The sequence below is a fragment of the Legionella cincinnatiensis genome (assembly GCF_900452415.1).
Taxonomy (GTDB): domain Bacteria; phylum Pseudomonadota; class Gammaproteobacteria; order Legionellales; family Legionellaceae; genus Legionella; species Legionella cincinnatiensis.
Genome location: NZ_UGNX01000001.1, coordinates 1,946,092 through 1,960,212, shown reverse-complemented (window position 1 = coordinate 1,960,212; position 14,121 = coordinate 1,946,092). Strand labels below are relative to the sequence as shown.

Sequence of the window (14,121 nt, the reverse complement as noted above, 5' to 3'; positions counted from 1 at the left end):
CGTTCGGGCTGAGGACGCGCGTAGCGCTGTCTCGAAGCCTTCGCACGAATTTTCAAGATCTGTGTTAAGGCTTCGAGACGGCATACATGCCTCCTCTGCCCAAACGGGCAAAATGGAGACTGGATCTAAATAGATTCTTTATCCGAAACTCACGTTAAGTTAAGCGGATTAACTTGACTAGTTATTAGCAGGGTCCAAATTTATCAATGAGTGAGTAATTATCGCACTTCAAACTAGTTTACTCATGATTTTCCCAAGAATGCTCTATTCCAATTATTCATTCCAAAATAACTTTATTTTAATTATGGATTTTTATAATGAAAATATGAGGGTAAACGTTTTTACTAGGGTGAATCAAATGGAAATTAAGAGCGAGTTACTTCAGACTAGATACCGCGAGAGAATAGACCACCATTCTGTTGAATTGTTAGAAGTATTTTCTAAAACACTTAGCGAAAAGGAGTTTACTGTCCGCATAAAAAAAGTAATTCCTTATATGCAACAGATTAAGGAATATTCAATACCAAAATCTACTTTGAAGAAGTTCCATCAAGCGCTTAAAAGAGACTATCAGCATTATTTATATTTTAGTAACTTACTCCAAAATAAAAAGGTAAATATTGTCCATACAACTTATGATGCAAATTTCAAGAAAATAAGACTCCACGGGATTGGGGATAGCACTCAACCAGAATGTGAGATTTATAATGAACGTGTACTCATACATCCACCATTGATGCGTACTTCTTCCTTAATGATACCCAGGCGTTGTTTTAAACTCGGCAACGTGGATGAAGGTCTTATGAGTTCGCAAACCGAGCTTTTATATCATATAGCAAACTCACGAACTAATGCCGCACTCCACTATATAGAAGAGGGTGATTATATTAACGATTACAGTATGGAGTTTGGTTATACCCCCATTTTGCTTGCCTTGTGTAAAGGATGGAATCACGTGGACTCTAAAAAGCACTCCTTAGCTCAAAAGCCAATTATTGAAGCGTTACTTGCCAAAAAAGTGCTTGAAGTCAATTGCATTCATTTAAGAAACGGCATGACTCCATTGCATATAGCTTGCTTAAGAGGCGATTGTTTCGAATTGATTAAGGCATTACTAAAGCGTGGCGCTGATTGTGATGCACTGGATTATAAAGGAAGAAAACCAGTGGATATGCTTCATCTGAGTGATGAAGAAATGCAAGAGATTATAGGTGAGCTTTCTGGAACATCCGATAGTTCTTTCCAGGTCTTTAAACAATATGACTATCTTTCTAAACAAGCAAAAAGGGCTACAGTACCTACCGTGCAAGAACGTAAACAATGCATTTTAAACATCCGATATTTATTAGCTAAATCTGCTGTCCAAAAGATTGATCCAGATTTTGCTTGAGTATCAATATAATAGTAGTAATGCTACACTCATTTTATATTGAGGGTAGATCCACTAATCGCAACTCTTTATGATTTCCTTAATAAAGAGCATCTAAAATAAAAGCTTTGCTTGGGAATATTTAGAGTGCATGGTAATGAAATTTAATGTATATATTAAAATTTTGACTGCGTTCTTTGTACTTTTTTTAATTTTTGTTTTGGCATTTTTTAAATATTTAAAGTCGGTTGAGGCAGAGATAGTTATTAATGCAGGGAAAACGATGTCACAAGGACTTTTAATTAGTTTAGAAAACGAATTAATTAATAACTCGAAATCAAATTGGGATACAATAATAAAGAACGGGACCGATAATGTTGTTCATCTTATAGCAATCGACAATCTAAAACTTACCCCCACACAGAATAACCACTTAAACAAGGGTGAGATAATTTTCTTATCAGGTGCAACCTATCAATTTCTCAACTTGGTCATTGTACAACATACTGCGTATAAAAAAATTGGGAATACCCCATACGCATTAGTTTATTATTTTTCAGATCCCGGCCAAGTTATTTTTCATTATATGAGTCCTGCTTTAAAACAAATCGTTGAACATTTATTATTAAAACCCAAAAATACGTGGGATAAAGAAATATCAAAGCTAGAAAAAGTATATGGCCTCCCACTTCATGTTTATAAAACCAAGAGTAAACACTTGCCAAGGACTATAATTAATTCTTTATCAACAAAACAGCTAATATTTGAAACAAACCAAAACTCGTCACAAATTGCTATTCTCTATTATGGTTTTAGTGGTGGAATACTCAAAATTGGCCCACTCAGCTATCTACCAATTACAGCAAGAATCAGTGATGTAATGTATTATTTTATAGTGGCTTTCTTTTTCTTATCCCTTTGTCTTATTACATTTCTCTCACTGCTTTTTGTGAGAAATATGAAGAAGGTATATCAAATCACTAAAAATTTTAGTCAAGGAAACTTTGACTTTCATCAAAAAATAGGCCCAACCTCTGTTTTGCATGAGCTTTATATAAATATCATTCGCATGGGTAAGCGCCTAAAAGAGCTGATTGAATCACATAAACAAATGTGCCGATTTGTCGCACATGAAATCAGAACTCCATTGTCAACCATACAAATGGCGACGGATAGTATTAAAAGAAAAAACGCAGAAGATGTATTACTCAATAAACAAGTGAATAGCATTCAAGAAGATATTGCAGACATGAATCGCATCGTCAGCACTTTTTTGATTTACTCAAAAATGCATTCAAGCGAGTTAAAATTAAAACAATCAGAGACCGATATAATAGTATGGTTAAGAAAGTTATTAGAGCCTTATTCTGCATCGACATTTGAAATCACATTTCATACTAATGAGTTAAATTCTTTGAGAGCATACATAGATGAAAATATTTTCAAACATGCGGTTACTAATTTGATTACAAATGCTATGAAATTTGCAGTGCATCATATTTCTTTAACCATTTCTCTGGATGATAGTTATATTTTAATTCACGTAGATGATGATGGCCCAGGTTTGCCAAAGGATGGTGTGGATGACATTTTTTCTGAATATACGATTGCCGAAGACGTTGAAATTGGAGAAAAACATATTGGGTTAGGATTAGCTATTGTTAAGAAAGTTGTTAATCTCCATGCAGGAAAGATCATAGCTACACAATCACCGATATTAAAAGGCGCTAGATTCACAATTGCACTTCCACGGCATTCTTATAATGCAGTCGATGAACACTTATGTTAAAAATTTTGATAAAAATATAGAAAAAAATCGTCCTATGGCATTTACGAATTAAAGGAATGCTTTGGCCTAAAAAAGTAAAGGGCAGGGCCCAAGCATAACCTATTAATTTACATAATTTAAAGGGATTGTTACAATCAAAACGATTCGCTTAATTATTATAGGGATTAGTATGAGTATCATTGCAAAGCGATTTCTCGAATCATGGTTTTATGATGTATGGGTTTTATCCTCTGTTGAAAACATGAAACGTTATTATGCAACTTCTGTCACAGGTGAGTTCAATGGAGAAACTCTTTCTCGAGAAGAGTTAGAAAAACACTGCGCATGGGGGAAAGATAACGAAAAAATCACTCATTTCGAATTTATTGATGTTGTATCAGAAGATAATAAGATCGCATTTTGTATCCAATTTCAATTTACCGATCAAACAAATAATATTAAGAAAGCTGAAAATATAGGTATCATGCATCTTGATCCAAAAGGTAAGATTCATTCAATCACAGTAAAATCCAGTGAGCAATTCTCACGATAATTTGTGAAACTAAAAAATATGATCACAATTACTACGAATCAACAAATTGAAGACTTCACACGTGGATGTTGTTTTTTTGCGACAGGCGGTGGAGGAGACCCTCTCTTTGGGCAAAAAATGTTACGTGAAGCCTTAGATGCCGGCAAACAAATTTGTATTATTGATGCAAAAGAATTACCTGATGAGGCCTGGACAATATGCCCTTACTTAATGGGGCCAGCTCCAGGACCTGAATCAAAAGAAGTGATACAAGCAAGAAAAAACTATGGCCTAACACAAGAACTTGTATCAAATATGCCTGCAGCTGCCACACAACTTCTGCTTGCACACGAAAAAATTAAACTCAATGCTGTTATTCCTCTTGAATTAGGTGCAGCAGCTACTTCCAGTGCAGTTGCTACTGCTGCTTGGCTTGGTGTACCTACAATTGATGGAGATTATGCAGGTAGGGCATTACCTGAAGTTGCACAAATATTACCTGCTATTCACCATGTTAATTTATTGCCTATCGCAAGTTGTGACGCTTATGGTAATCAAGTGATTATCAAAAAAACAACTGGCCTCCAAATGACGGAAAGGTTAGGTAAAATTATGGCAACCGCATCATTAGGTTTGGTGGGGCAGGCGGCTTTATTGAAGCAACTGAAGCAAATAAAATCGTTCATGTTATTTAATACGTTGTCAAAAGCGTTATCGGTTGGTTCCGCTTTGAGGGAAGCGAGAGAGGGAAAGAACCACTCTCTGCAATCGGTCATTAACTTAACTCAAGCTAAAACTTTATTTATTGGTAAAGTGACAAAACGTAAGGCAGCGGTTCAAGATGGGTATTACATAGGCCATGTTAATATCGATGGTATTGATCGTTTCAAAGGTGATAAATTCAAAATATGGGTTAAAAATGAGAGTATTTTATCTTGGTTAAATGATGAACCTTATATTGCATGCCCTGATTTAATCACAATGGTTGATCTATCCACATTTGAACCAGCCATTATCGGTAAACTAAATGAAGGATCTGATGTGATAGTCTTTGGTATACCAGCCTCAGAGAGCTTCCGAAGCCCAGAGGCTCTAGAATTACTTGGACCAAAACATTTTGGTTTCGATTTTAAAGCCAAAACACTATCTGAAATATGATTAACTTTTAATATATTCCATAATGGAATTTCAAGAACAAATATTGTTCATCTAGAAGTAATAATTGGTTAATTGATTTAAATTTATGATTCTCCTTTTGCAATATAAGGGGAAGTAGTAAATGTTACCAACAATTCATTATCTTTGGGTTGGCGCACCAACTAAACTAGCTCCTTCTACAGGTATTGCTGGCCATGATGTGGCAGGCCCTATTCAAATGGCTCAAAAGCTTCAGGAGCAAGCAGACAAAGTTAACCCAATAAAATTTTGGTGTTTGGATGAATATCAAGCATTTTATCAAAGGCAATTTAAAGATGTTGGAGTTAAAATAGAGGTTTGCTCTATAGAAAAACTATTAAGTAAAGAATCCCAGAGTGATTTAAGTGAGCGTGCTGAATTTGTAAAACAACTTATGGTAAACTCATTAGCAAAAGAAAGTAATACGATCCAAGATAGAGTCAAGTTTAAAGATGAATTCTCATTGTTTCTATTACTAAGCCAAAGTGGCTATTTTTTTGATACAAATGTCTATCCTGCAAAGGAAAAATGCATTAATTTACCAATTCATGATGAAGCAAAAACCGCAAAATCAGGTTTTGATAATACAAATGATTTTTACATTATGTACTCTCCTCATCGTTTTAATAACCAAATCAAGGAAACCTTTGATAACTGGATAAAATTTCCTAGAATTTCAAACACCTTGTGCTTTGATTCATCTATATCTTTTATTACTGATACTGAACTAGGAGTTAAGAAAACCAGCTACAAATCTTATTGTGGGAAAACACCAGGCTTATTTTTTTGGTTAGACCTAAATGATCGCCAACTTTTAGAAAACAATTTATCCTATGGCAATATTAATGAACAAATGACGTGTGCTTTCAGTAAGAAATCTTTATCACCATGCAGCCTCGTATTTCTGAAAGAAAAAATAACCACCGTAGAAAAATTATTAGTTTTACCCTTCACAACGAATGACGCTTATGTGGCAACATTAAAGCCTGACCAAATTTTTTATGTAAATAAGGAGAAAAAGGAGTGTATTCTGGTAGACGATGAGTATACCTCATTATTTGATCCGTTTCCCCGATGGTCTGATAATCCAATAAAACTAGCTTCATCAAGTGATTTAGATTATTTACTTCATCATTTAAGTAAATACTCTCATCCTTCCTATATTGTGAACACTGAAAGGGGAACTTTATTACATCATGCAGTTTTGAATAATCAAAAGGAACAGGTTAAATGGCTCCTGGAATTTGGGGCGTGTGCGGATTTAAAGGCCTCTTATGAAATAAAACCTGAAAACAAAAAATTAGAATTTACTCCATTGGAACTTGCTGCTTATTTGAATAATGAGGAGATTACAAATATTATTTCCAATCATTTAGAACAAACTAAAGAAAATAAATTAAATGGAATACCTTCCCAGATAAGTGAGCAGCTCGCCACACATGGTTTATTTAAAGGTACTGTCATTTCTAGTGGAACGATTGATATATCCAAGAAGGAGCATAGTGCATTGAATAACTGTATTATTTTATAAGAAATAAGATACAGACGTTTATTCTTAATAAACATCAAACATAAGGCGGTTGAATTAGTAGATTCCTACTGAATATGCAATATTAATCCAGCTTCCTGCGTGATAAAAACAATTCCTCTCAACTCTGAACATTTTAGAGATATTAAAATTTGTTTACGAATTTATTAATAGATAAGAAGCAGGGCAGGTTTAGATCACTGTTTATAGTAAATGCTTAATCGCTCAATAAGAATAAACTTATTAAAGCGCTTGTTAGTTTATATTTTGAACAGCAAGTGAAAAATGGGGAGCTATAATATTAACCAAGCTCATTAAGTCTGATTATTTCGATAATCAGACCTAGTATAATTATAGATCGGGTGGATTCAACTACTCTAGAAATTGGCACCATTTATGTGTCCTTTAACAATGATGTTACCGGATTTAGTTTTTATCCCTTCTGAAGTCACATTTCATTCCCTTCATTAAGTGCATTTTTTTCTGCTTTTGTAACCTGTTAATTTTTAGCAGTTATATCCAACAACCAAAAAAAATAAAATATGCACACATAACAAAATAAAAGAACAGCAGGCGCAGTAGTCAGAAAAATTAACCAAATTATGGATTTCTACCCTTTATATGGATCGATGATCATTTTAATATTGGAGTAACATTATGAGAGTACCTTTTGGAGCACGATTACCAAACAAGCAAGAAAGAGAACTATTGGTAAAATTAGGTTTTAATTTAGATAGCATGGAAAAAACAGGACGATATTATTTTTTAAATATGCCTGATTCTCCTCGAGTTCGATGTGAAAGACAAACACCAGATTTTGATAAGGTTATGTACAACATTTATTATAATGATATTAGCGTTATTTCTATAAATCAAAAAACCGCAATGTATGACGCTTATGTATATTTTAATATTTCAGCTCCATCTGTTGAAGAGGCTCTAGCTAAAAATGCCGAAATTACCGAAGAAGAAGCTATAGCAAAGTCAACCAAGCCAGTACTAACGAAATATCAAAAGAGATTAGCCGATCGTCTAAGTCAATTAGTAAATATTATTTTTGAAGATGGTGCATCAAGAGGCTATGGAAGTTGGATTGGAGCTCAATGCGAACATCTAAGAAAACTGAAAGCAGAAAACCCAGGCGAGCATGATGCACTTATCGCAAGCAATAAGCAATACCAAGAGTTGCTAGGCATGTTCCCTGATTGGAGAGACTCCCATAACTTGCAAGCGAGATATGAACGAATGGATGCTGGTCCGTTTGCAGCTATGTCAGCGAGATGGTACTAGACCTGAATGTAGCATAATGTAATTTATAATCTGTCTAGGGGCTTGTTGTATAAAGCCCTTTTTTACTTCATTCGGGATGGTGCTTTTATAATTAATCAGATTTTATGAGACAACTTGAGGTCACGACTTGTGCTCTCAAGTTTTTGTACTCATTATGTGTAAGTTGAAACCTAAACTCCTCATTGAAACATTACCTATTACACATTAAGTAAATTGGGCTTCAGACTCAAAGACATTAATATATTTTTTGCTACTTCAATGTTTCTTGGAGACATACCCTTTTCTTTATAGGAACTCATGTGAAGAAAAATTTTTAAGCTATTTTTACTTATAGACAATAAATTAAAAACTCCATATCCAGGAAAACATTAAGAACTACATATTCAGGAAACGTCTATAATTGGACAATATTTACTAACAAAAAAGGAATTTATGTGTCGGTTAGTGGCCTATATGGGTGAGAGTCTTTTACATTGACCAATGGGGAAAGTTACAGTGTCAAAAAAATTGATTCATTAGAGAGCCAGTACTTCAGGAAACTTTTTCTTATGAAGGTGTGGTTTTAGTTGACGTATGGACTAATCCTGATGTTCCGGTCTTACCTCCACACATTTCTGTTGGTGTTTTATCAAGATATATAGAGTCCATTGGCAACATCAGGCCGCATAAAAGAAGCATGGGGATTTTTGAAAACTTCATTAAAATATTTTGGGAACCTATGGCAATAAGTTAATTAGCAATAATAAAAGCAATTCATATAAATGAAGTTTTAGGAAGACGTATTTAACGAGTTTTAACAAATTAAAATAGGAAATTATATGCCTGAAAAATTAGTTTTTGCATTTTCACTTATCTTACTCGCAGGTTTTTTATGTCAATGGATTGCCTCCTATTTTAAAATAGCTGCAATTCTCTTTTTACTTTGTACAGGCATTTTTATTGGTCCAATCATGCATTGGATAAATCCTGACAAACAATTAGGCGCTTTATTACTTCCTTTCATTTCCCTTGCAGTTGCCATAATTTTGTTTGAAGGTAGTATGACATTAAGATACTCAAAAATTATTGGATTAGGTTCTGTAATTTGTAATTTAATTAGCATAGGTGTTTTTATTACCTTTGTCTCCACTGGATTAACAACCCATTGGATAATTAATTTTTCTTGGGAGGTCTCCTTCCTTTTTGCTGCCCTAATGGTAGTCACCGGCCCTACCGTAATTGGGCCAATGTTAAGAATTTTACGCCCTAATAGTAATATTGCTAATGTATTACATTGGGAAGGAATTTTAATTGATCCCATTGGCGCAATTTTAGCTGTATTGGTGTTTGAATTTATTATTTCTAATAACGTTTCAGAGGGTTTTATTTCTGGACTTCTTTCTTTTGGGAAAATAATCATTACTGGTGTTTCTTTTGGAGTTATTGGAGGTTTATTTATAGGAATTGCCTTTAAAAAATATTGGATTCCTCAATATCTGCATAATTTTGCTGTGTTAACAGTGATAAGTCTTATTTATGCAAGTTCTAATTATATTATTTCTGAGTCAGGTTTACTTAGTGCTACTGTTATGGGAGTTACTTTAGCCAATGTCAAAGACATTGAGTTAGATGATATACTCAATTTTAAGGAAAGTTTAAGTTTAGTACTTCTATCGATTTTATTTATTATTTTAGCTGCACGTATTAATTTATCTTCATTTATTAGTTTAGGTTATCCAGCTATTTTATTGTTTTTGTTCATTCAATTTTTAATTCGTCCATTAAATGTGTATGTGTGCTCAATAAGTTCCACATTATCTTTGGCGGAGCGACATATGATTGCTTGGATTGCTCCGCGTGGTATTGTTGCCGCAGCAATCTCTTCCTTATTTGCCATACAATTAGGCCATTTTGGGTACCCAGAAGCAGAACAATTAGTTCCTCTAACTTTCTTTATGATTCTTGGTACCATCACATTACAAAGTCTTACCGCTAAAATAATTGCGCTAAAATTAAATGTAGCCGAACCAGAACCTCAAGGATTTCTTATTATTGGAGCAAATAAAGTAGCACAAGCAATCGCAGAGGAACTGCATAAAAACGAATTTTATGTTTGTTTAATTGCTGAAGAATGGCCTTCCTTATGTGAGGCAAGAATGAAAGGGTTAGCAACAATATGGGGCAATCCTATATCGCAACATGTTGAAAATAATATGGATTTAATCAAAATCAAACAATTATTAATCCTTACACCTTATTTAGAGTTAAATATACTTGCAGCAAAACATTTTCGCTCTTACTTTCAGTCACAAGATATTTTTACTATTCAAACTATTCTTCCTGAAGAAGGACAAAAGCAGGAAAAATTTAATTTCAAACACAGTGGGAGAACGATTTTTACGGAAGAAATAACATACCAGTTTTTAGAAAATTGGTTAAATCAAAATGCTAAATTAAAAACAACACTCATAACCGAAGAGTTTTCCTATGAGGATTATTTACATGCTAAAAATGTGCCTTTATTTGCTATTGATCCTAAAGGATTGATACATGTATTGACAAAGGATTCCTCTTTTACTCCAATTAATGCGTGGAAAATAGTAGGTATTTCTTTAGTTTAAATTTTTTATAAGATAAAAAAACAGTAAATTATATACAGAAGTATTCTTCAAAAACGTTGCTCCAGTATAAAATTTCAACTAGGGGCTGAGGAAAGAATGTTACTGTAAATAGGATAATTAAATATTTTGATGCTCACTTATAAAGTACTTTTTTCCGAATGAATTTTTGAAATTTCAGCACCAATAAAAAAAATTTGAGCTGAATAATAAAACCACAACAAAAGTACAATTAAAAAACCAGCCGCCCCAAACACTGAAACAAGACGAACTTGATTTAGGTAAATTCCGATTCCAATTTTTCCTAAACTAAATAGTAGAGAAGTTACTAGAGCACCCAACCATACATGCTTCCAGGCAAGTTTTACGTCAGGTAAGTATTTAAAAATCATAGCAAATAATAGAGTTAAAATAAAAAATGAAATTAAATCACTAATGAGTAATTGCATTAAAACATTTGTTCCTAAAAAATAATTTATATGAGAACTCAACAATGCTAAAAAAGCACTTAAGATTAAAGAAACTAATAATAAAAAAGCGAAAACAAAAACCATCGCAAAGGATAAAAATCTTTTTTTAATAAGATAAAACCATCCTTTGTTAACATTCGATTTAACTTTCCAAATAGTGTTTAATCCCTCTTGAATTTCGTTAAAAACACCTGCTGAACTAAATAATAAAATAAAAGTACTTATTATTCTTGCGAATAAAGTGGTAGAAGAATAATTTACGCCATTAATTATTTTTTGAATTTGTAAGGCAACTTCACTTCCCCATAAACCCTTTATTACAGCTAACACTTGGCTTTTTGCTACCTCTTCACCAAAAAATGTTCCAGCGAAGTAAATGGAAATTAATAATATAGGAACTAGAGAAAATAGAGTATAATAAGCCAAAGCTGCTGCGCGGGTTGTTACGTTATCTTCATTGCAATGGCTGTAAAGTTTCTTTGTCCATAAGAATATTCCATTAATAATTTATCTCCTTAGTATTATTCAATAAGCTTCTTATTCTACTGTAAATATCTGCTAGCAATCCAGATTTCAAAATAAAGCTAATTATTTTTGTTGCCATAGAGAAATATAAGTAAAGCCGAAAGTAAACTTTTATTTAATTCGGTAATTAAAAGATACAGCCGAATTTAGGTGACCATCCACGTCTTCCATATTTATCTCCCTTAGAAACATTGATTAATTAAGCATAGAAGAAAATAAACTGGATTCAAAAAGTAAATTTTATTTTATAATTTCATAGAGGCCGCTAGAAAGTGTCTATTAATCGGTGAAAAATAGGCAAAATAATGGGGCTGATGGCGGCAATTTAATTTGGCCGCTTACATTTTATCCTGACGTCAGAATGGAGCACGCTTCAGCTTGACAGCAAAGAGAGATTATTATGACCATTCAAATTAATATTCGACCATATACACCTGCTGATGCGCAACACTTAGTCAATATTTATTACTATACCATTCATAATATTAATATTCAGGATTACTCTGAAGACCAAATTAATGCTTGGGCACCTTATTCATCTCTAGAATTAACCGGATGGAAGAAAAAATGGGAAACTATTACGCCTTTGGTTGCTCTAATCGACGATAAAATAGTTGGATTTACAGAATTTGAACCAAATGGTCACATTGATTGCTTTTATGTGCATCATGAATATCAAGGTTTTGGCATTGGTGCTTCATTAATGAATGAAATCTTTAATAAGGCAAACGATTTGAACCTAAAGCGAGTGTTTGCTGAAGTGAGTATTACAGCAAAACCATTTTTTGAAGCTAAAGGATTTAAAGTAGTCAAACAACAAAATGTAGAAATTAGAGGAGTAAAACTAACGAACTTCATTATGGAGCATATCAAACCGTAAATTTTGACACAAATGGGGTCAATACCCCAGTTTCTGCAGAATTGAAAGAAGGTACAAATAAAACTAACTCGAAACATGTACTATAATTCCGTCGTAAAATAATTAAATGAGAATCGGAAAATGACATTAGAGATTAAAGCATTATCATTGCAAATGGCAAAAAAAATGGCTGATGCCGCAGAAAAGACAGCCATAGAAAATAAAGTGTGTATAGCAATTGCTATTATGGATGCTCATGGAAATCTCAAATATTACCGCCGTATGGATAATAATAACTTTGTTAGTGTTAGAATGTCTCAACTTAAAGCTATGACTTCAGCAAGCATACCTGTTTCAACGAAAGTACTTGCAGATAGAAATAAAAATATCGATAACGGCCCATATCTTAGTGTCCCTGGCATCGTTCTACTTGAGGGCGGCCTTCCTATCATTACTAAAGACGGTCAACATATTGGTGCAATTGGAATCAGTGGCGCTAATCCAGAGCTAGATGGTATTTGTGGACAAGCAGGTTTGAATGCTATTGAAGAAGATTTATAAAATTAAATTAAATCCTTAAATTATTACCCTTGTTAAAAATTTCATTGGGTGTTGCATAGCCTAACTTTTTTCGCGGCAGTGAGTTTAATTTTTTTATCTGTGCCTTCGTTTAGCAACAATACGTTTAAATTAATCAAATTCAGGAACGCTACCCTTTTCTCAGAAATTAATTTAAAATTTATCCAATGCAATAAACTAAAGGACCACTTAAATGATAAGGCATATTGTTCTTTTACCTTTTAAAGATGAACTTAATGATAATGAATGCTTGGAGTTACTAAAAGGGCTAGGAGCATTAATAGAAATAATCCCAGAAATACAATCTTTTAGTTGTGGAAAAAATAACAGCCCAGAGAATTTAGACAGAGGATATTTATTTGGATTTGTTATGGAGTTTCTTACTGCAGAAGATAGAGAAATATATTTAAATCATCCTGCTCATATTAATTACGCAACTAATAAAATATTACCTAATTTAGTTAATGGCATCAACTCCCCTATTGTTTTTGATTATGAACTTTGAGGAAGCAAAAATATACTGGGATTTTTGCGTCATTATAAGTCGAACTGATAAAAAATAAAATCATCAAAAAATTCTTCTCATTCCTTGAAAATGCTTTTTATGTGGTAAGTAAATGGAGCCAGTTGTAGCCATGCAAGTTACAGACTCCAACAAACAGGCGCATCATATTGAATGAGAACATATTCACTAATGCCTCTTAATTTATTTGTTTTCCTTTGCAGTATAACTACTGTAGATTGCATGAGATTTATGGTAGTTGTAAGCCCAATAACGATCACCATAAGACCAATGCCAATATTCGGTGGGATAATTGACAAAACCTACACGACTTAATACGTCACTCATAATATGTCGGTAATGTTTTGCTTCTTTTGAAATAACATCAGAATTTGTTAATGATAATGTGCCATGTAAATCGCTCATCCAATCTTTAGGATGAATGCCCATATCCACTTCCTCACCTTTGTCATTAATTAAATAGACATCAATAGCACCACCTGTTGAATGCGGTGGAATATTTTTTGAAGAATCCAAATTAAATACCGGTGAAACCAATTTGGTAGTTTCATGAAACAACTGCGCAGGAGACCAGGATGGGTGTTGTGCTTTAACTTTTGCATATCGTGCATCGAATAACATTTCTTGCAATTTTAAGCTCCGATATCCCTCATACAAACGAAAACGTAATCCTTGGGGCAATAATGCTTGTGCTTGTTTTAGTTTCTCATAAACTGTTTTTCTTAGTTTTGTATAGTCGCTATTATTCGGAATTTCAGGCGAAGGACCGTAAGCAATTTCATGCTGTTTTTTTAAATCAATCATCCTTTCATGGTTATCTATGATGGGGATAGCGAGTATTTTGGGATCGGCAATTAATAAAAATTTGTTTTGATCAGCATGACTCGACATCATAATTCCCCATA

The 14,121-nt window shown here is 33.4% G+C and carries 12 protein-coding genes; 10 read left to right on the top strand and 2 right to left on the bottom strand.

All coding sequences use genetic code 11. The annotated features are described in order from the left end of the window. Positions 1 to 358: 358 nt before the first annotated feature. From DYH34_RS08705 to DYH34_RS08675, 7 genes are all read left to right on the top strand, one after another. On the top strand, positions 359 to 1,390 hold the full coding sequence (locus DYH34_RS08705; RefSeq protein ID WP_115342588.1) for an ankyrin repeat domain-containing protein: 1,032 nt from the start codon (positions 359 to 361) through the stop codon (positions 1,388 to 1,390). A gap of 136 nt (positions 1,391 to 1,526) precedes the next feature. Next, a complete protein-coding gene (locus DYH34_RS08700) occupies positions 1,527 to 3,158 on the top strand; it encodes a sensor histidine kinase (protein ID WP_058463469.1) in 1,632 nt (543 codons plus the stop codon). A gap of 169 nt (positions 3,159 to 3,327) precedes the next feature. Then, positions 3,328 to 3,690 (top strand): hypothetical protein, encoded by a 363-nt coding sequence (locus DYH34_RS08695; RefSeq protein ID WP_058463470.1) that lies wholly within the window; start codon positions 3,328 to 3,330, stop codon positions 3,688 to 3,690. Between the two features lie 3 nt (positions 3,691 to 3,693). Beyond that, positions 3,694 to 4,827 carry an S-methyl thiohydantoin desulfurase family protein gene (locus DYH34_RS08690; RefSeq protein WP_131775154.1) on the top strand — a complete coding sequence of 378 codons (1,134 nt, stop codon included), beginning with the start codon at positions 3,694 to 3,696 and terminating at the stop codon, positions 4,825 to 4,827. Between the two features lie 121 nt (positions 4,828 to 4,948). Further along, positions 4,949 to 6,376, top strand: a complete 1,428-nt coding sequence (locus DYH34_RS08685) for an ankyrin repeat domain-containing protein (RefSeq protein ID WP_058463472.1) — start codon at positions 4,949 to 4,951, stop codon at positions 6,374 to 6,376. A 654-nt stretch (positions 6,377 to 7,030) separates the two neighbouring features. Then, positions 7,031 to 7,663 carry a hypothetical protein gene (locus DYH34_RS08680; protein WP_058463473.1) on the top strand — a complete coding sequence of 211 codons (633 nt, stop codon included), beginning with the start codon at positions 7,031 to 7,033 and terminating at the stop codon, positions 7,661 to 7,663. An 818-nt stretch (positions 7,664 to 8,481) separates the two neighbouring features. Beyond that, the gene (locus tag DYH34_RS08675; protein WP_058463474.1) at positions 8,482 to 10,263 is read left to right on the top strand and encodes a cation:proton antiporter; all 1,782 of its coding nucleotides are present in this window, start codon (positions 8,482 to 8,484) and stop codon (positions 10,261 to 10,263) included. A 137-nt stretch (positions 10,264 to 10,400) separates the two neighbouring features. On the opposite strand, the gene DYH34_RS08670 is transcribed toward DYH34_RS08675, so the two are convergent. Next, the gene (locus tag DYH34_RS08670; RefSeq protein ID WP_280524243.1) at positions 10,401 to 11,225 is read right to left on the bottom strand and encodes a YihY/virulence factor BrkB family protein; all 825 of its coding nucleotides are present in this window, start codon (positions 11,223 to 11,225) and stop codon (positions 10,401 to 10,403) included. A gap of 430 nt (positions 11,226 to 11,655) precedes the next feature. Here DYH34_RS08670 and DYH34_RS08665 point away from each other — a divergent pair, with 430 nt between their 5' ends. The 3 genes from DYH34_RS08665 (at position 11,656) to DYH34_RS08655 (ending at position 13,198) form a co-directional block, all read left to right on the top strand. Then, a complete protein-coding gene (locus DYH34_RS08665) occupies positions 11,656 to 12,135 on the top strand; it encodes a GNAT family N-acetyltransferase (protein WP_058463476.1) in 480 nt (159 codons plus the stop codon). 120 nt (positions 12,136 to 12,255) lie between these two features. Further along, complete coding sequence (locus tag DYH34_RS08660; RefSeq protein ID WP_202972233.1) at positions 12,256 to 12,675, top strand: GlcG/HbpS family heme-binding protein; 420 nt, start codon at positions 12,256 to 12,258, stop codon at positions 12,673 to 12,675. A 211-nt stretch (positions 12,676 to 12,886) separates the two neighbouring features. Further along, positions 12,887 to 13,198 (top strand): Dabb family protein, encoded by a 312-nt coding sequence (locus DYH34_RS08655; protein ID WP_058463477.1) that lies wholly within the window; start codon positions 12,887 to 12,889, stop codon positions 13,196 to 13,198. A gap of 201 nt (positions 13,199 to 13,399) precedes the next feature. Here the strand turns inward: DYH34_RS08655 and DYH34_RS08650 are convergent, their stop codons facing one another. After that, positions 13,400 to 14,107 (bottom strand): M15 family metallopeptidase, encoded by a 708-nt coding sequence (locus DYH34_RS08650; protein ID WP_058463761.1) that lies wholly within the window; start codon positions 14,105 to 14,107, stop codon positions 13,400 to 13,402. Between the last annotated feature and the right edge of the window lie 14 nt (positions 14,108 to 14,121).